Raw genomic sequence first — 18,814 nt, forward strand, 5'->3', positions numbered from 1 at the left:
CCCTCATCGGCGCCGGGCGGACTCCCGGCGCATCGGACTGCGCATGATCGTGCCGCATGCGGCCGATCGTCGCTGTCCGGGGTCACCCGGGAGGAGGGGGCTCACCCGATGTCACAGCGGCACGGACAGTCGGTGACGTGCGGGTTCCCGGGCGTCCCGGCGACGTCGGAGGGGCACCAGGAGCGCTCCCCGGCGGTACCCGATCGGGACGGGGGAGAGGCGCGGCACCGGGTGGGGGCGGAGCTGGTGGGGGCGGAGCTGATGGGGTGGGAGCTTGTGCTCTGCTCACCGGGGGTGAGCAGAGCACAAGCTCCCAGCAGTGACCTCTGTCCCGTTCCGGGGCCCGACCCGAGCTCGCGAGGGGTGCTGAGGGCGGGGCGCCGCCCTCAGTCGTCGGAGCCGCTGGAGGGCAGCTTGGCGCTGATGAGCTCCATCACCGAGGAGTCGGTGAGGGTGGTGACGTCGCCCAGCTCCCGGTTCTCGGCCACGTCACGGAGCAGGCGGCGCATGATCTTGCCCGAACGGGTCTTCGGCAGCTCCTGCACGACCATGATCTGCCGCGGGCTGGCGATCGGGCCGATCTCCTTGCGGACGTGCAGCCGCAGCTCCTTGACCAGCTCCTCACCCCGGTCGACGGCGTCCCCGCGGAGGATGACGAAGGCGACGATGCCCTGGCCGGTGGTCGGGTCGGTGGCGCCCACCACGGCCGCCTCGGCCACCGTCGGGTGGCTGACCAGGGCCGACTCCACCTCGGTCGTGGAGATCCGGTGCCCGGACACGTTCATCACGTCGTCGACCCGGCCGAGCAGCCAGATGTTGCCGTCGGCGTCCTTCTTGGCGCCGTCGCCGGCGAAGTAGACGTTCTTGCCGAACCGGGACCAGTAGGTGTCGACGTACCGGTCGTCGTCGCCCCAGATGGTGCGCAGCATCGCCGGCCACGGCTCGGTGAGCACCAGCAGGCCGGTGGAGTCGTCGGCGAGCTCGTTGCCCTCGTCGTCGACGACCTTGGCGGAGATCCCGGGGAACGGGTGCTGGGCGGAGCCGGGGACGAGCTTCGTGACGCCGGGCAGCGGGGTGATCATGTGGCCGCCGGTCTCGGTCTGCCACCAGGTGTCCACGATCGGGCAGCGGCCACCGCCGATGTTCTTGTGGTACCAGAGCCAGGCCTCGGGGTTGATCGGCTCACCGACCGAGCCGAGCAGCCGCAGCGAGGAGAGGTCGAACCCGGCCGGGACGTCGTCGCCCCACTTCATGAACGTGCGGATCGTGGTCGGGGCGGTGTACAGGACCGTGACCCCGTACTGCTGCACGATCTCCCACCAGCGGCCCCGGTGCGGGGTCTCCGGGGTGCCCTCGTACATCACCGAGGTGGCCCGGTTGGCCAGCGGTCCGTAGACGATGTAGCTGTGCCCGGTGACCCAGCCGACGTCGGCCGCGGTCCAGAAGACGTCGGTGTCCGGCTTGAGGTCGAACGTCGCCCAGTGGGTGTAGCTGACCTGGGTGAGGTAGCCGCCGGAGGTGTGCAGGATCCCCTTGGGCTTCGCCGTCGTGCCGGAGGTGTACATGATGTAGAGCGGGTGCTCGGCGTCGAAGGCCTGCGCCTCGTGCTCGGCCGACTGCCCGGCGACCAGCTCGTGCCACCAGACGTCGCGGCCCTCGGTCCACTCGACGTCGGTCTCGGTGCGCTTGACCACCAGCACGCTGCGCACGCCGTCGGTCTTGGTCAGCGCCTCGTCCACGTTCGGCTTGAGCGGGCTCGGCGCGCCCCGCCGGTAGCCGCCGTCGGCGGTGATGACGACCTTGGCGTCGGCGTCGGTGATCCGGCTGGCCAGCGCGTCGGGGGAGAAGCCACCGAAGACGACCATGTGGACGGCGCCGATGCGGGCGCAGGCCAGCATGGAGATCACCGCCTCCGGGATCATCGGCAGGTAGATCGCCACCCGGTCGCCGGCGTTCACACCGAGCTCGGTGAGCGCGTTCGCCGTGCGGCAGACCTCGTCCTTGAGCTCGGCGTAGGTCAGCGTGCGGGTGTCGCCGGGCTCGCCGACCCAGTGGTAGGCGACCTGGTCGCCGTGGCCGGCGTCCACGTGCCGGTCGACGCAGTTGACCGCGACGTTGAGCTTCCCCCCGACGAACCACTTCGCGAACGGCGGGTTGCTCCAGTCCAGCGCCTGGTCCCACGGCTGCGCCCAGTCCAGTCGGCGGGCGGCGTCCTCCCAGAAGCCGACCCGGTCGGCCGCGGCCCGCTCGTAGGTGTCGGGCCCCGCGTTGGCGGAGGCGGCGAGCGCCTCCGGGGGCGGGAACCCGCCCTCGGGCAGCTGGCTGGACAGGCCCTGGGCGTCGTTCGTCTGGGTCTCGCTCATGCGCCACCTCCGGATCCGGGCGTCACCCCACCGGTGAGGCGACGCTGTCTCTGCTGCACAAACCTATGGCCCCGGTCACCTCCTCGTCAGGTGCCCCCGCGCGCCGCCTGGAACGCGGCCGGGCGAAACTGTCGTGGTGGACACCGGGACGGACGGGGAGCCCCGGGACGACGGTCGGGCCACCCGGTTCGCCGGGCTGCCCGGTGCCGCCGCGCTGGGGCTGGTGCCGCCGCCGTCGGCCGCCGCCGTCCCGGCGACCCGGTTGACCGACCCGGACTGGACCCACGAGGTGCTCGCGGCCCGGGCCGCCCGCCAGGGCACCGACGACGTGCGGGTGCTGGCCACCGTGTGGTGGTACTCGACCTCGAGCGTGCTGCTGGGACCCGTCCTCGCCGGGCTGGTCACCGGGGTGCCGGTGTCCGCCCGGCTCGCCGACACCACGGTGCACCTGCTCAGCGGGTACGCCCCGGTCGCCGCGTCGGCCGGCCGCCCGGCCGACGGTGCCGACCCGGCCGGTGACCTGCGCGCCGCCCTGGCGGCGGTGATCACCGCGGTGGCCCGGGCCGGGGGGCTGCGGGAGCGGCCGCTGTGGGCGATCGCCACCGACTCCCTCGCCAACCGGCTCCTCGCGCTGGGCCGCGCCACCGGCGGCGTCGCGGCGGCCACCGCCCTGGCCGGCCCGCTCGCCGCCGCGGTCGGCACGCCGCTGCCGGCGCCGCGGTTCGTCGACGTCCCCCGGCCCGGTGGCGGGGCGGTCCGGTTCACCCGCCGCGCGTCCTGCTGCCTGCTCTACCGGGTGCCGCACGAGGCCACCTGCACGGCGTGCCCGCGGCGCCCCCCGGCGCACCGCGAGGTGCTGCTCGAGGACTCCGCGGCGCGGGTGCCGCCGGACTGAGGCTCAGCCGCAGATCGCGGTGTCGATGGTCTCCTCGAGCCGGAGCGCCTGCTCCTGGGTGGTCGGGTCGCCGGTGACCACGACGACCGCACCACGCCCGTCGCTGGTGACGGCGTTTCGGGTGTGCGTCCCCGGCAGGTCCCCGCCGTGACCCCAGGCGGTGCCGCCGCAGCTGAGGTCGTTGGGTCTGCAGCCCCAGCCCGTACCCCACGGTGCCGCGCGCTGCCGTGCCGTCCGCGGGCACCGTCCGCTGCATCTCGGCCAGCAGCTCCGGCGCGAGCAGCTCGCCGTCGATCAGCGCGTGGCCGAAGCGCAGCAGGTCCCGCGGGGAGGAGACCAGCGCACCGCGTGGGCGTCCGGTGACCCGCCGCGGCGCAGCACGCATCAGGCCGGCGGTGCGCCGAGGCCGACGACCGGGCCGACCACCCAGACCGCCGGCGGGCGGATGTCGGCGTCGGCGATCGCCTGGCCCAGGCCGGCGAGGGTGGTGCGCACCGTGCGCTGGCCGGGGGTGGCCCCGTCGGCGACCACGGCGACCGGCGTCTGCGGGTCGCGACCGTGCTCGACCAGCGCCGCGGCGATCCGCGGTGCGGTGTCCACGCCCATCAGGACCACGACCGTGCCGCGCAGCCGGCCCAGCGCCGCCCAGTCGACCAGCGAGGCCGGGTGCCCCGGCGGGACGTGCCCGGAGACGACGACGAACTCGTGCGTCATGCCGCGGTGGGTGACCGGCACCCCGGCCAGCCCGGGGACGGCGATCGCGCTGGTCACCCCGGGCACGACCTCCACCGGCACCCCGGCGGCGGCGCACGCCTCGAGCTCCTCCCAGCCGCGCCCGAAGACGAACGGGTCGCCGCCCTTGAGGCGCACCACCCGCTTGCCGGCCAGCGCCCGGTCGACCAGCAGCTGGTTGATCTGCTCCTGGGCCATGGACCGCCCGCGCGGCAGCTTGGAGGCGTCGATCACCTCGACCTCGGCGGGCAGCGAGGCGAGCAGGCCCTGCGGGGCGAGGTGGTCGGCGACGACGACGTCGGCGGTGGCCACCGCGTGCCGGCCGCGGACGGTGACCAGGCCGGGGTCACCGGGCCCGCCGCCGACCAGCACCACGCTGCCCGCGCCGCCCGGGGAGGTGCGCGCGGCGCGGTCGGAGATCGAGCCGTCGGTGATCCCGGCCAGCACCGCGTCGCGGACCCCGATGGCCCGCTGCGGGTCACCGCCACCGTGCACGCCGACCACCAGGTCGCCCTGCCGGCCGACGGCGGGGGTCCAGGCGCTGGAGGCCGACCGGTCGTCGGCGCGGGCGCAGAACACCCGGGCCCGCTCGGCCTCCTCGGCGATCGCGGCGTTGACGCCCGGGTCGTCGGTCGCGGCGACGGCGTACCAGGCGCCGTCCAGGTCGCCGCGCACGTACCGGCGGGGGTGCCAGGTCACCGAGCCGGGGCCGACCAGCGCCTCCAGGGCCGGGGTGACCTCGGGGCTGACCACGGTGACCAGGGCGCGGGCCTCCAGCAGCCCGGCCACCCGGCGGTGGGCCACCTGGCCGCCGCCGACCACCACGACACGGCGTCCGGCCAGGCGCAGCCCGACCGGGTAGACGGCGGCCGGGGCGGGGTCAGTCGCGGTCATCGGCTCTCTTCTGCCAGGGGTGCGGGGCGGGGAGGTCGGCGGCGACGTCGGCGGCGACAGGGGTGGAGATCCCCGCAAGGATCGCAGCCAGGGCTCCCGCGAAGGCACGCGAGGTCCCCGGATCGCGCACCGCGACCCGGAGATGGTCACCGGTCAGCCCCGGGAAGGTGTCCCCGCGGCGCACCGCCCAGCCCTCCTGGCGCAGCCGTTCGCGGACCGCTGCGCCGCCGGGCACCCGGAGCAGCACGAACGCCGACGACGGGTCGCCGACGACCGTCACGCCGTCCGGCAGCGCGTCGACCAGCGCGCGCCGGTGCGTGGCCAGCCGGCGGGCGACGGCGTCGGCCTCGGCCCGGGCGCGGTCGGTGCTGCACGCGACCAGCGCGGCCAGCGCGGGGGTCGAGACCGGCCAGTGCGGCTGCTGGGCGGCGAGCGCGGCGACCAGGTCGGCCGGCCCGAGGGCGTAGCCGACCCGCAGCCCGGCCAGCCCCCAGGTCTTGGTCAGGCTGCGCACCACCAGCAGACCGGGCAGGTCGTCGCGCTGTGCGAGGGACGCCGGCTCACCGGGCACCGAGTCGGCGAACGCCTCGTCGACCACCAGCACCCGGCCGGGCCGGGCCAGCGCGGCGACCGTCTCGGCGGGGTGCAGCACCGACGTCGGGTTGGTCGGGTTGCCCAGCACCACCAGGTCGGCGTCGTCCGGCACGGCGGCCGGGTCCAGCCGGTAGCCCGGGGCGGGCAGCAGCAGCCGCTCGACCGGGTGGCCGGCCGCCCGCAGCGCCGCCTCCGGCTCGGTGAACGAGGGGTGCACGACGACGGCCCGCCGCGGGGTGAGCGCCCGGGCGAGCAGGGTGAACGTCTCGGCCGCCCCCGCGGTGAGCAGCACCTCGGCGGGGGAGCGCCGGTGCGCGGCGGCGACGGCGGCGCGGGCGGGGCCGGGGTCGGGGTAGCCGGCGCTGGCGTCCAGCGCCTCGTGCAGCACCGTGCGCAGCCAGTCCGGCGGCGCGTCGGCCCGCACGTTCACCGCGAGGTCGACCAGCCCGGGGCCGACCTCGACGTCGCCGTGGTGCCGCAGGTCGACGTCGTCGTCGTGCTCCTCGCCCAAGTGGCCACTTGGGCGAGCAGGTCGTGCGCCACCTTCCTCGCCGAAGTGGCCACTTCGGCGAGTCGGTTGCCCGGCACCTTCTTCGCCCGAGTGGCCACTTCGGCGCCCGGTGGCGACCGCCACCGTCACCCGGCCGCGCACCGTCCTGCCGACGACGAGCCGGCCACCGCCGAGCAGCGCGGCGGCCTCGGCGACCGATGCGGTGCCCACCGCGGCCGCGACCCGCGCCGAGGGGGCCGGCACGGGCACCGCCGCCAGCACCGGCGCGGGGTGCCCGGTCAGCGGCCAGCCCCGCCGCGCGGCGGCCTCGCGCAGCCCGGGTTCCGCGGCCCGCACGTCCAGCGTGGCGAGCACGACCGGGCCGGCGTCCGGCGGGAGCACCGCGTCGATCGCGGCCAGCACCTCGTCGGCGGTCACCCCGCTCCGGGCCCCGACGCCCACGGTGATCACGCCCGCACGCCGGGGGAGTCGGGCAGCGCGTCGAGCAGGGCGTCGGCGTCGCGCGGGAGGGTGCCCGCGGGCAGCAGCCCGAGCTCGCGCAGCCGGACGCCGACGGTCAGCGCCCAGGGCCGGTCCAGCCGGGCCCGGGCCAGCAGCGCGTCGTCGCCCAGCACGACCTCCGGCAGGCCCTGCACCACCCGGCCGTCGACGACGACGGCGACCTCGTCGGCCCAGCGCAGCGCCAGGTCGACGTCGTGGGTGCTCATCACCACCGTCGAGTCGGCCTCCTGCAACCGGGCCAGCGCGGCCAGCGCCTCGCCGACCGCGGTCGGGTCCAGCCCGGCGGTCGGCTCGTCCAGCAGCAGCACGCATGGGCGCATCGCCACCGCGCCGGCCATCGCCACCCGCTTGCGCTCGCCGTAGGACAGCTGGTGGGTGGGCCGGTCGGCCAGGTGGGTGACCGCGAGCAGCTCCAGCGCCTCGGCGACCCGGGCGCGCACCTCGTCCTCGGCCAGCCCCAGGTTCACCGGGCCGAAGGAGATGTCCTGCGCGACGGAGGCGCTGAACAGCTGGTCGTCGGGGTCCTGCAGCACCAGCTGCACCGTCTGCCGGTGCGCGCGCAGGCCCTTCCGGGTGTGGTGCAGCTCGGCGCCGTCCAGGGTGACCCGGCCGCGGGTCGGCTCCAGCGCCCCGGACAGGCAGCGCAGCAGCGTCGTCTTCCCCGAGCCGTTGGCGCCCAGCACCGCCAGCCGCCGGCCCGCCGGGACGGTGAGCGAGGCGCCGTCGAGCACCGGCCGGCGGCGGTCGTAGCCGGCGGTGAGCCCGGCCGCGGCCAGCGTCAGGTGACTCATGCCAGCACCCCGACGGCGACCAGCGCGGCCAGCCCGGCGACGGTGAGCGCCTCGAACCGGCGGGAGCCCGGCAGCGTCTCGGGCAGCACCCGCAGGCCGGTCTCCATGCCCCGGCCGGCCAGCCCGTCCTGCAGCCGCCGGGCCCGGTCCCAGGAACGGGTCAGCACGGCGGCGGCGAGCACGCCGCTGGAGCGGTAGGAACGGCGCACGGTGGAGTGGCCCATCCGCGCGGTCTGCGCCTCCCGGATGGTGGTCAGGCTGGTGAGCAGCACGAACAGCAGGCGGTAGGTGACCGAGGCGACCTCCACCACCGCGGCCGGCACGCGCAGCCGCTGCAGCGCGGGCAGCAGGTCCGACATCGGCGTGGTCGTCGCCAGCAGCAGCACCGCGGCGCTGCCGGCCAGCGCGTGCCCGACCAGCCCGCCTGCCTGCGCCGCGGCGTCCGGGGCCCAGCCCAGCCCCCCGTCACCGATCTGCACCACCGCGGTCAGCGCGCCGATGGTGATGAACGCCAGCGGCAGCCGGATGGCCCGGCCGAAGGTGCGCGCCGGCACCCGGGCCGGGCCGAGCGCCAGGACGACGGCGGCCAGCCCGACCAGCACGCTGCCCGGCCACACCGGCAGCACCAGGGCGCTGAGCACCAGCCCGCCGGACAGCAGCAGCTTGTCCGCCGGGGACCGCCGCCGCCAGGCGCTGCTCCAGGCGGCGTCGTCGATCGCGAGCCCGGTCACGGCCCGGTGCTGGATCTCTCCGCGGCCCGGTGCGCCGTCCGCCGGCCGCGCAACCGGCCGAGGACGTACCCGAGCACGCCGCCGCCCAGCGCGGCCTGCAGCGCGAACAGCCCCGACTCGATCTCCGAGGAGCCGGGGGAGAAGACCGACTCGAACCACGGCTCGTAGTCCGGGGCGGACTCCTGCACCAGCTCGGTCGCCTGGCTGTCGGTGCCGGCGTACTCGCTGTCCCGGTCCAGCAGCAGCGGCGTGGCGAACAGCGCGATCACGGCCAGCACCAGCAGCGCGGTGACCAGGTGCCGCCTCATCGGAGCCCCTCCCGCGCCGCGCCGTCCCCGCTCTCCCCGAGGCGCACCGGCGCGGGTTCGGGTTCGGGTTCGGGGCGGAGGATGCCGAGGCGCTCCAGCTCGGGGCGGGCGTTGACGGTGAGCACCCGGAACAGCAGGACGCCGAGCAGCCCCTCGCCGATCGCCAGCGGTATCTGGGTGAGCGCGAAGACGCTCAGGTACTTCAGCGCCGCGCCGGCCAGCCCGCTCTCCGCGTCCGGGAAGGCGAGCGCCAGCTGCAGCGACGTCGTCACGTAGGTGGCCAGGTCGGCCAGCGCCATCGCGGCGAACACCCCGGGCAGCAGGCCGCCGCCGCAGCGGCGCACCAGCCGGTAGGCGCCGTAGCCCACCCACGGCCCGACCACCGCCATGGAGAACGCGTTGGCACCCAGGGTGGTCAGGCCGCCGTGGGCGAGCAGCAGCGCCTGGAACAGCAGCACCACCGTGCCCAGCAGCGCCATCACCGGGGGCCGGAACAGGACGGCGCCCAGCCCGGTGCCCGTCGGGTGGCTGGAGCTGCCGTTGAACGAGGGCAGTTTGATCGCGCTCAGCACGAAGGTGAACGCGCCGGCCGCGCCGAGCAGCAGCGTCGACTCCGGGTGCTCGCGGACCTCCTTCACCACCGCGCGGGCGCCGTGCACCACGAAGGGCGCGGCGGCGAGCGTCCAGCCGAGCGCGTGGGTCTCGGGGAGGAACCCCTCAGCGATGTGCACGGCCGACCTCCTGGGGGAGCCGCGCGGCGGCGGCGACGAAGCGGGTGGCCATCCCCGGTGATCCGGCCCAGTTCAGGTGCAGGTAGCTGGCGTGCACGTTGGCGCTGACGAAGCCCTCCGGGCCGTCGGCGTTCCACTGCCAGGCCGGTGTCGGACCGGCCGCCGGGCCGGCGGTGGTGCGGTGGAACTCGTGCCCGCGCACCCGGGTGCCGGCCGGGGCGAGCACGCTGTCGGTCAGCGCGACCGCGGCCCGGTAGCCCAGCGTGAGCCGCGGGTGCATCGCCGTCGTCGTCGGCAGCACGCCGCACATCGGCTCGCCGTCCAGCTCCTGGGACAGGTACAGCAGCCCGGCGCACTCGGCGGCGATCGGCGCCCCGGACCGGGCCAGTTCGGCGATCGCCGTGCGCAGCCCGACGTTGGCGCTCAGCGCGCTGGCGTGCACCTCGGGGAAGCCCCCGCCGACCACCAGCGCCCGGGTGCCCGCGGGGAGGGCGTCGTCCCGCAGCGGGTCGACGGTCACCACCTCGGCACCGGCGGCGGTGAGCAGCTCGGCGGTCTCGGCGTAGCCGAAGGTGAACGCCGGGCCGCCGGCGACGGCGACCACCGGCCGGCCCTCCACGCGGGTGACCTCGGTGGCCGGGTCCCACGGCTCGCCGGCCAGGTCGGGTGCGGTGCGGGCCAGCCGGAGGACGGCGTCCAGGTCGACGCTGGACTCCACCACCGCGCCCAGCGCGCGCACCGTGCGCACCGCCTCGGCCGACCGCTCGGCGGCGGGGACCAGGCCGAGGTGGCGGGAGGGGGTGTGCAGGTCCTCGATCCGCCGGACCGCACCGAGCACCGGCACCCCGGCCGCGCCCAGCGCCTCGCGCAGGATCGCCTCGTGCCGGTCGGAGCCGACCCGGTTGAGGACGACGCCGCCGATCCGCACCGTCGGGTCGAAGGTGGCGAACCCGTGCACCAGCGCGGCCACGCTGCGCGCCTGCGACGCGGCGTCCACGACCAGCACCACCGGGGCCTGCAGGTGCGCGGCGACCTGCGCGGTGGAGCCGTAGCCGGGCTCGACGCTGGCGTGCGCGGCGCCGTCGAAGAGGCCCATCACGCCCTCGACCACCGCGACGTCGGCGCCGCGGGAGCCGTGCAGGAACAGCGGGGTGATCCGGTCGTCGCCGACCAACCACATGTCCAGGTTGCGGCCCGGGCGGCCGGCGGCGAGGCCGTGGTAGCCCGGGTCGATGTAGTCCGGGCCCACCTTGTGCGGGCTCACGGTGAGCCCGCGGGCGGTCAGCGCGGCGATCAGGCCGGTGGTGATCGACGTCTTGCCGGCGTTCGACGACGGCGCAGCGACGACGATCCGCGGGATGGCCGTCACCACTCGATCCCCCGCTGGCCCTTCTGACCGGCGTCCATCGGGTGCTTGACCTTGGTCATCTCCACGACCAGGTCCGCGGCCTCGATCAGCGCCGGCGCGGCGTCGCGCCCGGTGATGACGACGTGCTGGCTGCCCGGCCGGTTCGTCAGGGTCTCCACGACGTCCGCGACGTCCACCCAGCCCCACTTCAGCGGGTAGGTGAACTCGTCGAGCACGTAGAAGCGGTGCGCCTCGGCGGCCAGGTCACGCTTGATCTGCGCCCAGCCCTCGGCGGCGTCGGCGGCGTGGTCGGTCTCGGTGCCGGCCCGGCGCGACCACGACCAGCCCGAGCCCATCTTGTGCCAGACGACCGGGCCACCCTCGCCGGTGGTCTCGTGCAGCCGGCCCAGCGCGGTCAGCGCGTTCTCCTCGCCGACCTTCCACTTGGCGCTCTTGACGAACTGGTAGACCGCGATCGACCAGCCCTGGTTCCAGGCCCGCATCGCCATCCCGAAGGCGGCGGTGGACTTGCCCTTCATCTCCCCGGTGTGCACGGCGAGCAGCGGGCGGTTGCGGCGCTGGCGCGTGGTCAGCCCGTCGACCGGGACCGCGGTGACCTGTCCCTGGGGCATGTCAGGCGGCCTCTCGCACCGTGCGGACCAGCGATTCCGCGCCCAGTTCCTCGAGCCGCATCGTCTGCGCGCCGAGCGCGGCGCCCAGCGAGGCGGCCAGCCCCAGCCGCACCGGGCCGGACTCGCAGTCGACGACGACGCTGGCGACGTCCGCCGTCGCGAGCAGCCCGGCCGCCCGGCGGGCGTCGGCGAGGTGGTCGCCACCGCGGGCGCCGGTCGCCCGGCCGTCGGTGACGACGACGAGCAGCGGCCGGCGCTGCGGGTCGCGCACCCGCTCCAGCCGCAGCGTCTCGTGCGCCTTGAGCAGCCCGGCGGCCAGCGGCGTCCGCCCGCCGGTGGGCAGGCTGGTCAGCCGGGCGGCGGCGGCCTCCACCGACCAGGTGGGCGGCAGGGCCAGCTCGGCCTCGCCGCCGCGGAAGGTGATCAGCCCGACCTTGTCCCGGCGCTGGTAGGCGTCCAGCAGCAGGGAGAGGACAGCGCCCTTGACCGCGGCCATCCGCGACCGCGCGCCCATCGACCCGCTGGCGTCGACGACGAAGAGGACCAGGTTGCCCTCGCGGCCCTCGAGCGTGGCCTGGCGCAGGTCGGCGCGTTCGATGCGCAACGCCCGGCCGGTGCGGCCGCGCGACCGCTGGTGGGGGGCGGCGGCGACCACCGTGTCGACCAGGTGCAGCTTGGTCACGGTGCCCTCGGGCGTGCGCGAGCCGACCACCCGGCCGCGCTCGCTGCGGGCCCGGGACCGCCGGCCGGCCGCGCCCGCGCCGATGCCGGGGACCTCCAGCCGGCGGGTGCGGAACGGGTCGGACGGCGCGACGGCCGCCTTCTCCGGGGCGGGTGCGGCGTCGGTGTGCCCGCCGCCCTCGCCCCGCGGCGCCGTCGTCGGCGGCTCCTCGTCGCCATCGTGGCCACTTTGGCGATCGGGACCGGCGTCGTCCGCGCCATTGTGGCCACTTCGGTCAGGCGGGGCCTCGCCTTCCGCGCCATCGTGGCCACTCGGGTGCGGTGGGGGGCCGTCGGGCGGGGAGTCGGGGCCGCCGTCGGGGTCCTCGGGCGGGGTCGGGTCGTCGTCCGGGCCCTCCTCGGGGCGGGAGTCCGACAGCGCCTGCTCCAGCGTCTCGTCGTCCAGGCCGGGGGCGTCGAAGGGGTTGCGCCGGCGGCGGTGCGGGAGAGCGAGCCGGGCGGCGACCCGGACGTCGTCCTCGGTCACCTCGGTGCGGCCGCACCAGGCGGCGTGCGCGATCGCGGCGCGGGCGGTGACCAGGTCGGCGCGCAGCCCGTCGACGTCGAAGGCGGCGCAGACGCTGGTCACCTGGCGCAGCGCGGCGTCGCTCAGCACCACCCGGGGCAGCAGTGCGCGGGCGGTGGCGATCTGTCCGGCCAGCTCGCGCTCGGAGTCAGCCCAGGCGGCGGCGAAGCCGGCCGGGTCGGCGTCGTACCCGAACCGGCGGCGCACGACCTCGGCGCGCAGGTCGGCGTCCCGGGGGGCGGCGACCTCGACGGTGAGGCCGAACCGGTCCAGCAGCTGGGGCCGGAGCTCGCCCTCCTCCGGGTTCATGGTGCCGACCAGCAGGAACCGTGCGGCGTGCCGCACCGAGACACCCTCGCGCTCGACGTAGGCGCGGCCCAGCGCGGCGGCGTCCAGCAGCAGGTCGACCAGGTGGTCGTGCAGCAGGTTGACCTCGTCGACGTACAGGACGCCGCGGTGCGCCCCGGCCAGCAGCCCGGGCTCGAAGGACTTCACGCCCTCGGTGAGCGCGCGCTCCAGGTCCAGCGAGCCGACCAGCCGGTCCTCCGAGGCGCCGACCGGCAGCTCGACCAGCCGGGCCGGGCGGGTGACCCCGCGGTCGTCGGCGGAGTGCGGGCCGTCGGGGCACTCCGGGTCGGGAGCGGCGGGGTCGCAGGCGAAGCGGCAGCCGGCCACGACGTCGACCGGCGGCAGGACCGCGGCCAGCGCGCGCACCGTCGTCGACTTGGCCGTGCCCTTCTCCCCGCGCACCAGCACCCCGCCGACGGCGGGGGAGACGGCGTTGAGCAGCAGGGCCAGTCGCATGTCGTCCATGCCGACGACGGCGCCGAAGGGATAGGTCATGAGCAGACCACGGGTCCTCTCCCCGGGTGTCCACGCCCGGAGGTGGCAGGAGGCGACGGCGGGAGTTCCTGACTCACCGGCTCGGGAGCCGGCTCACAGTGGCGGGACCGCGCCGGAGTCGCACCGGGCTTCCTCCACTGCCGTCGCAGTTGGAGCGCCATTCGACCACGGGAACCCGGGACGGGGACAGGGGCGTGTCTCTTGACGGATCGGAAAGTCGTCCGCCACACTTTCCGCCATGGAAAGCGACGGGGTGACGGCGGACCGCGAGCAGGCAGCGGCCCAGCTCGCGGAGCTGCAGGCCGGCCGGGCACAGCTCGCCGACCGGGTCATGCAGCCGTGGTGGCACGACGTGGCGGCGGGGCTGCTGCTCTTCGGGTTCTTCGCCTCCTCGGTGGTGGAGACCTCCTGGGTGCGCGCGGTGGCGGTGCTCGTCCTGGCCGGGGGCCTCGGCTGGCTGGCGTGGAGCTACCGCCGACGGACCGGGGTCTGGGCGTCGCCGGACGGCAGGGTGTGGCTGACCTGGGTACCCCTGGCCCTGGCCGTGTCCGTGCCGGCGCTCGTGCTGGCGGAGGACCACGGCCAGCGGTGGGCGATGCCGGTGGCCGGCGCCGTCCTCGGCGTGGCGCTGGCCCTGCTGAGCCGCCGGTGGACCCGTCGCTGGATCGCCGAGCTGCGGGGCCCGGTGTGACCGGCGAGGACGGCGCCCCGACGGCGACCGACCGGGAGACGGCGGCCACCCAGCTCGCCACCCTGCGCGCCGACCGCGCCGCGCTGGCCGACCGGGCGATGCAGCCGTGGTGGTACGACGCGGCGCTGGGGGCGATGGTCTTCGGTCTCTTCGCGTCCTACTCGCTGTGGTACCCGTGGCTCACCCTCACCGCCGTCGTGCTGTTCGGGGCGGGCCTGCGCTGGCTGATGTGGGTCTACTGGTGCCTGACGGGGACGTGGGTCAGCGGCGACCGGCCCGGGCCCACCCGCCGCGCCTGGTGGGTCTGGCTCGCGGGCGCGACCGCCGTCCTCGTCCCGGCGCTGGTGCTGGAGTTCGGCTTCGACGTGCCCGGCGCGATGGTGGTGGCCGGGGCCGTCCTCGGGGTCGGCATCGCGCTGGTCAGCCGGTGGTGGAGCCGCATCTACGTCGCGGAGCTCCGGAGCGGGCTGTGACCGCCGTCGAGCCGCGGTTCGACGCCGTCGTCCACGCCCCGCCCCGGCTGCAGGTCTGCGGACTGCTCGCGGCCGTCGACTCGATGGACTTCCCCGCGGTGCGGGACGCCGTGGGCGTCAGCGACTCGGTGCTCTCCAAGCACGTCAAGCAGCTGGAGGAGGCGGGCTACGTGCAGGTGCGGAAGGCGACGATCGCCTCCCGGCAGCGCACCAGCCTGGCGCTCACCAGGGCGGGGCGGGTCGCGTTCGACGCGCACGTCGCCGAGCTCCGCCGCATCGCCGGCCTGTGAGGAGCTGAGGCGCGGCTACGGCAGAGTGCACGCGTGCAGCGGGGACGACGGCGGTTGCTGGTCGACTGGGCGGTCGTCCTCCTCGCCGCGGTGCTGCTGGCGCTGGTCATGGACCTGCTCGCGGTGCCCTCCCCGGCGCTGTTCGGTGGGTTGGCCGCGGGGCTGGGGCGGGCGCTGATCGGCCGCACCCGGCTGGTGCTGCCCCGGCCGGCGCTGACCGGGGCACAGGCGCTGATCGGGGTCTCGGCCGGCGCGCTGGTGCAGCCCGAGACCCTCCGGGTCGTCGCCGAGCACTGGCTGCCGGTGCTGGTGATCACCGTGGCCACCCTGCTGGTGAGCCTGGCCGCCGGGCAGCTGATGGGCCTGCAGCGGGGCGTCAGCTCGGTGACCGGCGCCTTCTCGATGATCGCCGGCGGGGCATCCGGGATCACCGCGATGGCCCGCGACCTCGGCGCCGACGCCCAGCTGGTGGGGGTGCTGCAGTACCTGCGGGTGCTGGTGATCGTGGTGGCGATGCCGGTGGTGGCGACCACGGTCTACGGCGCCGGGGTCGACGGGGGCGCCTCCTCCGGTGGGACGCCGGTCGACGACGGCCCGGGCTGGGTCGCGGGGCTGGTGTTCACCGCGGTCTGCGTGGCGGCCGGGCTGGTGCTCGGCCGCGTCGCCCGCATCCCGGTCGGTGCCCTGCTCGGGCCGCTGACCGTCGCCGCCGTGCTGGACCTGACCGGTGTCGCGCAGGGCGCCGGGGTGCCCGGGCCGGTGGAGGCGGCCGCCTTCCTGGCGATCGGGCTGCAGGTGGGCATCGGGCTCACCCGGCCGAGCCTGCGGGTGGTCGGCCGGGCGCTGCCGCTGGCGCTCGGGCTGATCGTCGGCGTCATCGTGGCGTGCGCCGGGCTCGGCCTGGTGCTGTCGGCGACCGCCGGGGTCAGCCGCCTGGACGGCTACCTGGCCACCACCCCGGGCGGGCTGTACGCGGTGCTGGCCACCGCCAGCGGCAGCGGGGCGGACGCGACGTTCGTGCTCGCCGTCCAGGTGCTGCGGCTGTTCGTCATGCTCTTCACCGCCCCGCTGCTGGCCCGCTGGCTGCGCCGGGAGCAGCCGCCGACCTAGCCGCCCGCCGGTGTGGCCGCCCCGCTGGTGTGCCGCCCCGCCGGCAGCGATCGGCGGGCGCCATGTGTCAGGTCGCGCTGGCGTGGCATCTCCTGGGCATGGCAGTCGACGAACCCCGATCCGACCTCGACGGCCGGGCGGCCCCCGCCTGGCTGGTGCGCGCGGCCGCCGTGGGCGGGCGGGTGCTCGTGCTCGCGGTCCTGGTCTGGCTGCTCGCCGGCCTGGCAGTGAAGCTCACCCTGGTGCTGGTCGCGCTGCTGACCGGGCTGCTGCTCGCCGGGGTGGCCGCGCCGGCGGTGGGCTGGGCGAGCCGTCGAGGCGTGCCGCGGTGGGTGTCGGCCGGAGCGGCGGTGCTGCTGCTCCTGGTGGTGCTGGCCGGTGTCGGGCTCGGCCTGACCGCGCGCATCGCCGCCCAGCTGCCCGACCTCCGCGACGCCCTGGACCGGGTGTCGACCCAGCTCTCGGAGGGCCTCGGCATCTCGATGCCCTCCCTCGGTGACCTGACGGGCGGTGGGCAGGGGAGCGCCGGCGTCGGGGCGCTGATCGGGCCGGCCCAGACCGTCCTCGAGGGCCTCCTCGCCGTCTTCCTCGCCCTCGCGCTGGCCTTCCTGCTCCTGGTCAGCGGCCCGGGCATGTGGCAGTGGCTGCTCGGCAAGTTCGGCGGTCGGCTGCGGGAGGACGTCGACGCCGGCGGCCGGGCGGCGTGGGGCACGGTGGGCGCCTACGTGCGCGGGCTGACCGTCGTGGCCCTGTTCGACGCGGTCGGCATCGGGCTCGGCCTGCTGCTGCTCGGCGTCCCGCTGGCGCTCACCCTGGCCGTGCTGCAGTTCCTCGCGTCCTACATCCCCACCGTCGGCGCCTTCGTCGCCGGGGCGGTGGCCGTGCTGGTCGCCTACGGCGCGCAGGGGCTGGGCACCGCCACTCTGGTGCTGGGACTGGTCGTGCTCGTGCAGCAGCTCGGCAACGACGTGGTCGAGCCGTACGTGATGAAGAACCGGCTGCCGATCAACGCGGCGATGGTCCTGATCGCGGTGACGGCCGGTGGGCTGCTGTGGGGACTGGCGGGCGCGCTGCTGTTCGTGCCGCTGCTCGCCGCGGCCTCGGCGGCCGGCCACGAGGTCTGGACGCGGCACGGATCACCTCCGATCGCCGGCGGCTGAGCGCCGGCGGTACGGGACGAGCCGCCCGTCCGTGCCTACCCTGGTCGGGGCCGCCACCCGGCGAGGCACTGGCACCGAGCGAGGAGGACCGCTCTGTCCGAGGACGACACGACCGCAACCGGCGCTCCCGAGGACGAGGGCGCCGTGCTGCTGTTCGTCGGTGGGCCGCTCGACGGCCGGGTGGAGGTCCGCGAGGCCCGGCACGGCGATCCGCTGCCCACCGTCACCCACGTCCACCTGCACGGCGGGCCGAAGGTCGTGCACCGCTACGACCTGCAGAGCCTGACCGAGGGTGCCGGCGTGTACCACCTGCGGCCGCGTGTCCCCGCGCACGAGAGCGAGCCCTCCGCCGACTGACCGGTCAGCGGCCGTGCAGGCGGCGGACCTCGGTCGCGACCACGTCGAACCGGGCCCGGTCCAGGGTGGCCCCCTCCCGGCGGACGTCACCGGCGGCCAGCCGCAGCACCCGGTCGACGCGCACCTCGCTGGGGCGGCCCCGCCGGTCCCAGGCGCCGCTGCCGATGTCGACCCAGTGCCGCCCGCGCCGGGCCTCGTCGGCGGCGTCCCGGTCGTGGTCCCGGCTGGTGAGCATCAGGCCCAGCAGCGCCTCGCCGTCCCGACCGACCACCAGCACCGGGCGGTCCTTGCCGCGACCGTCGGCCTCCTCGAAGGGGACCCACGCCCAGACGATCTCCCCGGGGTCGGGGCGGCCGTCGTCCCGGGGTCGGTAGTCCAGCTCCAGCGGCCGCTCGGGGTCGGTCACCGCGCGGGTGGTGGCCGGACGTGCACGGCGCGGCGCACCCGTCGTCCGCACCGCCGACGCCAGTCGGCCCAGCACCCCGCGCCATCCGCTCGTCATGCCCGGACGGTAGGCGAGCGGGCACGCGGCGTGCCGGTCGGGGACACGCCGGTCTCGGATCCGAATCGCCGCGTCGGTCGTTCCGCCAGCACTCCGCAGGTGTGATCCTCGCGACGAACGGTGCTCGATCGGCCGCAGAGTGGTCACGTCGACGGTTGGGACGACCGACGACTGGCCACTACGGGACGACGGCGGTGACCGCTGCCGCCAGTGGGGGGAGGGCATGTGATGAGCACGGCCCAGCCGGTGCAGCCGGTCAACGTCGCGGGTCCGACGACCGTCCGGGCCAGTGCCCTGGCCGCGTGGCAGCTGGTCGAGGACGCGCGCTACCGGCCCGAACGCCGGGCCCGCGCGGATCGGATCCGGCTGCTCGCCCAGCGCGCGGTGGCCGCCCGCAGGGCCGAGCGGGAGGAGCTCGCCGGCTGACCGCCGCGGGCTACAGCTCCCGGGCCAGGTCCGCGCGGATCGTCGCGTCGTCGGGCAGCGGGGTGTCGAGCCGGCAGTGCTCGCGCAGCACCTCGCCGAACGGCGTCATCGTCGACCGGTCGACGTGGGTGCTCGGGTCCCACAGGCCCGAGCGCATGACCGCCTTGCCGCACTGGAAGTAGGCCCGCTGCACCTGGATCACCAGCACCGAGCGGGGCGCCCGGCCGAACTCGGTCAGGTCGACGCCCAGGTCGTCCGGGCCGGCGAGCGACGTCGTCCCGAACACCTTGAGCGTCTCCTCCGCGCCCGGCACGAAGAACAGCAGCGCGGCCCGCGGGTTGTCGATCAGGTTCCGCAGGCTGTCGACCCGGTTGTTGCCGGTCCGGTCGGGCAGCGCGAGCCGGTGCTCGTCGAGCACGTGCACGAAGCCCGGGTCGCCGCCGCGCGGGCTGATCTCCGGCCAGCCGTCGGCATCGGCCGTGGCGAGCGTGGCGAAGGGGGAGAGCCCGATGAACGCCGCGCAGTGCCGGTCGATCCGGTCGATCTCCTTGTCCAGCACCAGCTGGCTCGGCGGCCGGTAGCCGGCGAGCACCTCCTGGTCGGAGCGGGCGTTGCCGGTGCCGGCGGGGCTGCTGTCCACGCCCCGACGGTAGCGGTCCGGTGATCGCCGTCGGCCGGACGGCGT

Annotated in this window: 20 protein-coding genes and 1 riboswitch; of the genes, 8 read left to right on the plus strand and 12 right to left on the minus strand. The window is 76.1% G+C overall.

Annotated elements, in window-relative coordinates; all coding sequences use genetic code 11:
* Positions 1-386 precede the first annotated feature (386 nt).
* Positions 387-2,363 carry an acetate--CoA ligase gene (gene acs / locus ACI79U_RS10905; RefSeq protein WP_457068170.1) on the minus strand — a complete coding sequence of 659 codons (1,977 nt, stop codon included), beginning with the start codon at positions 2,361-2,363 and terminating at the stop codon, positions 387-389.
* A gap of 136 nt (positions 2,364-2,499) precedes the next feature.
* Between acs and ACI79U_RS10910 the strand changes: the two genes are divergently transcribed.
* A complete protein-coding gene (locus tag ACI79U_RS10910) occupies positions 2,500-3,258 on the plus strand; it encodes a (2Fe-2S)-binding protein (RefSeq protein WP_457068167.1) in 759 nt (252 codons plus the stop codon).
* Positions 3,259-3,642: 384 nt separating this feature from the next.
* Here ACI79U_RS10910 and cobA read toward each other — a convergent pair whose 3' ends face one another.
* From cobA to ACI79U_RS10955, 9 genes are read right to left on the minus strand one after another with little or no spacing between them, the layout of a single operon-like run.
* Positions 3,643-4,884: a uroporphyrinogen-III C-methyltransferase gene (cobA, locus tag ACI79U_RS10915; RefSeq protein WP_457068164.1), complete on the minus strand. Its 1,242-nt coding sequence runs from the start codon at positions 4,882-4,884 to the stop codon at positions 3,643-3,645.
* Positions 4,871-6,439: an Rv2231c family pyridoxal phosphate-dependent protein CobC gene (gene cobC / locus ACI79U_RS10920; protein ID WP_457068162.1), complete on the minus strand. Its 1,569-nt coding sequence runs from the start codon at positions 6,437-6,439 to the stop codon at positions 4,871-4,873. Before cobC ends, cobA begins: the two co-directional genes overlap by 14 nt.
* Positions 6,436-7,281 carry an energy-coupling factor ABC transporter ATP-binding protein gene (locus ACI79U_RS10925; protein ID WP_457068160.1) on the minus strand — a complete coding sequence of 282 codons (846 nt, stop codon included), beginning with the start codon at positions 7,279-7,281 and terminating at the stop codon, positions 6,436-6,438. Before ACI79U_RS10925 ends, cobC begins: the two co-directional genes overlap by 4 nt.
* The gene (gene cbiQ / locus ACI79U_RS10930) at positions 7,278-8,012 is read right to left on the minus strand and encodes a cobalt ECF transporter T component CbiQ (protein WP_457068157.1); all 735 of its coding nucleotides are present in this window, start codon (positions 8,010-8,012) and stop codon (positions 7,278-7,280) included. Before cbiQ ends, ACI79U_RS10925 begins: the two co-directional genes overlap by 4 nt.
* A complete protein-coding gene (locus tag ACI79U_RS10935; RefSeq protein WP_457068155.1) occupies positions 8,009-8,320 on the minus strand; it encodes an energy-coupling factor ABC transporter substrate-binding protein in 312 nt (103 codons plus the stop codon). Before ACI79U_RS10935 ends, cbiQ begins: the two co-directional genes overlap by 4 nt.
* The gene (locus tag ACI79U_RS10940) at positions 8,317-9,051 is read right to left on the minus strand and encodes an energy-coupling factor ABC transporter permease (protein ID WP_457068153.1); all 735 of its coding nucleotides are present in this window, start codon (positions 9,049-9,051) and stop codon (positions 8,317-8,319) included. Before ACI79U_RS10940 ends, ACI79U_RS10935 begins: the two co-directional genes overlap by 4 nt.
* The gene (locus ACI79U_RS10945; RefSeq protein WP_457068150.1) at positions 9,038-10,420 is read right to left on the minus strand and encodes a cobyrinate a,c-diamide synthase; all 1,383 of its coding nucleotides are present in this window, start codon (positions 10,418-10,420) and stop codon (positions 9,038-9,040) included. The genes ACI79U_RS10940 and ACI79U_RS10945 overlap by 14 nt, the downstream gene beginning before the upstream one ends.
* Positions 10,417-11,031 carry a cob(I)yrinic acid a,c-diamide adenosyltransferase gene (gene cobO, locus ACI79U_RS10950; protein WP_457068148.1) on the minus strand — a complete coding sequence of 205 codons (615 nt, stop codon included), beginning with the start codon at positions 11,029-11,031 and terminating at the stop codon, positions 10,417-10,419. The genes ACI79U_RS10945 and cobO overlap by 4 nt, the downstream gene beginning before the upstream one ends.
* Position 11,032: 1 nt before the next feature.
* Positions 11,033-13,120, minus strand: a complete 2,088-nt coding sequence (locus tag ACI79U_RS10955) for a putative cobaltochelatase (protein WP_457068146.1) — start codon at positions 13,118-13,120, stop codon at positions 11,033-11,035.
* 62 nt (positions 13,121-13,182) lie between these two features.
* Positions 13,183-13,255: riboswitch (cobalamin riboswitch) on the minus strand.
* A 103-nt stretch (positions 13,256-13,358) separates the two neighbouring features.
* Here ACI79U_RS10955 and ACI79U_RS10960 point away from each other — a divergent pair.
* From ACI79U_RS10960 to ACI79U_RS10985, 6 genes are all read left to right on the plus strand, one after another.
* Positions 13,359-13,811, plus strand: a complete 453-nt coding sequence (locus ACI79U_RS10960) for a hypothetical protein (RefSeq protein WP_457068144.1) — start codon at positions 13,359-13,361, stop codon at positions 13,809-13,811.
* Positions 13,808-14,284 (plus strand): hypothetical protein, encoded by a 477-nt coding sequence (locus ACI79U_RS10965; protein ID WP_457068142.1) that lies wholly within the window; start codon positions 13,808-13,810, stop codon positions 14,282-14,284. Before ACI79U_RS10960 ends, ACI79U_RS10965 begins: the two co-directional genes overlap by 4 nt.
* Entirely contained in the window at positions 14,281-14,574 is a 294-nt protein-coding gene (locus ACI79U_RS10970; RefSeq protein WP_457068140.1) for a transcriptional regulator, read from the plus strand. Before ACI79U_RS10965 ends, ACI79U_RS10970 begins: the two co-directional genes overlap by 4 nt.
* A gap of 33 nt (positions 14,575-14,607) precedes the next feature.
* On the plus strand, positions 14,608-15,684 hold the full coding sequence (locus tag ACI79U_RS10975) for an AbrB family transcriptional regulator (protein ID WP_457068138.1): 1,077 nt from the start codon (positions 14,608-14,610) through the stop codon (positions 15,682-15,684).
* Positions 15,685-15,782: 98 nt separating this feature from the next.
* The gene (locus tag ACI79U_RS10980) at positions 15,783-16,844 is read left to right on the plus strand and encodes an AI-2E family transporter (RefSeq protein ID WP_457068136.1); all 1,062 of its coding nucleotides are present in this window, start codon (positions 15,783-15,785) and stop codon (positions 16,842-16,844) included.
* A gap of 144 nt (positions 16,845-16,988) precedes the next feature.
* Complete coding sequence (locus ACI79U_RS10985; RefSeq protein ID WP_457068134.1) at positions 16,989-17,201, plus strand: hypothetical protein; 213 nt, start codon at positions 16,989-16,991, stop codon at positions 17,199-17,201.
* A 4-nt stretch (positions 17,202-17,205) separates the two neighbouring features.
* On the opposite strand, the gene ACI79U_RS10990 is transcribed toward ACI79U_RS10985, so the two are convergent.
* Positions 17,206-17,703, minus strand: a complete 498-nt coding sequence (locus ACI79U_RS10990) for a type II toxin-antitoxin system PemK/MazF family toxin (RefSeq protein ID WP_457068132.1) — start codon at positions 17,701-17,703, stop codon at positions 17,206-17,208.
* A 228-nt stretch (positions 17,704-17,931) separates the two neighbouring features.
* Between ACI79U_RS10990 and ACI79U_RS10995 the strand changes: the two genes are divergently transcribed.
* Positions 17,932-18,129: a hypothetical protein gene (locus tag ACI79U_RS10995; RefSeq protein WP_457068130.1), complete on the plus strand. Its 198-nt coding sequence runs from the start codon at positions 17,932-17,934 to the stop codon at positions 18,127-18,129.
* A 10-nt stretch (positions 18,130-18,139) separates the two neighbouring features.
* Here the strand turns inward: ACI79U_RS10995 and ACI79U_RS11000 are convergent, their stop codons facing one another.
* Positions 18,140-18,769: an MSMEG_1061 family FMN-dependent PPOX-type flavoprotein gene (locus ACI79U_RS11000; protein ID WP_457068128.1), complete on the minus strand. Its 630-nt coding sequence runs from the start codon at positions 18,767-18,769 to the stop codon at positions 18,140-18,142.
* Positions 18,770-18,814 lie beyond the last annotated feature (45 nt).

It is taken from the genome of Modestobacter sp. SYSU DS0904 (genome assembly GCF_054051115.1).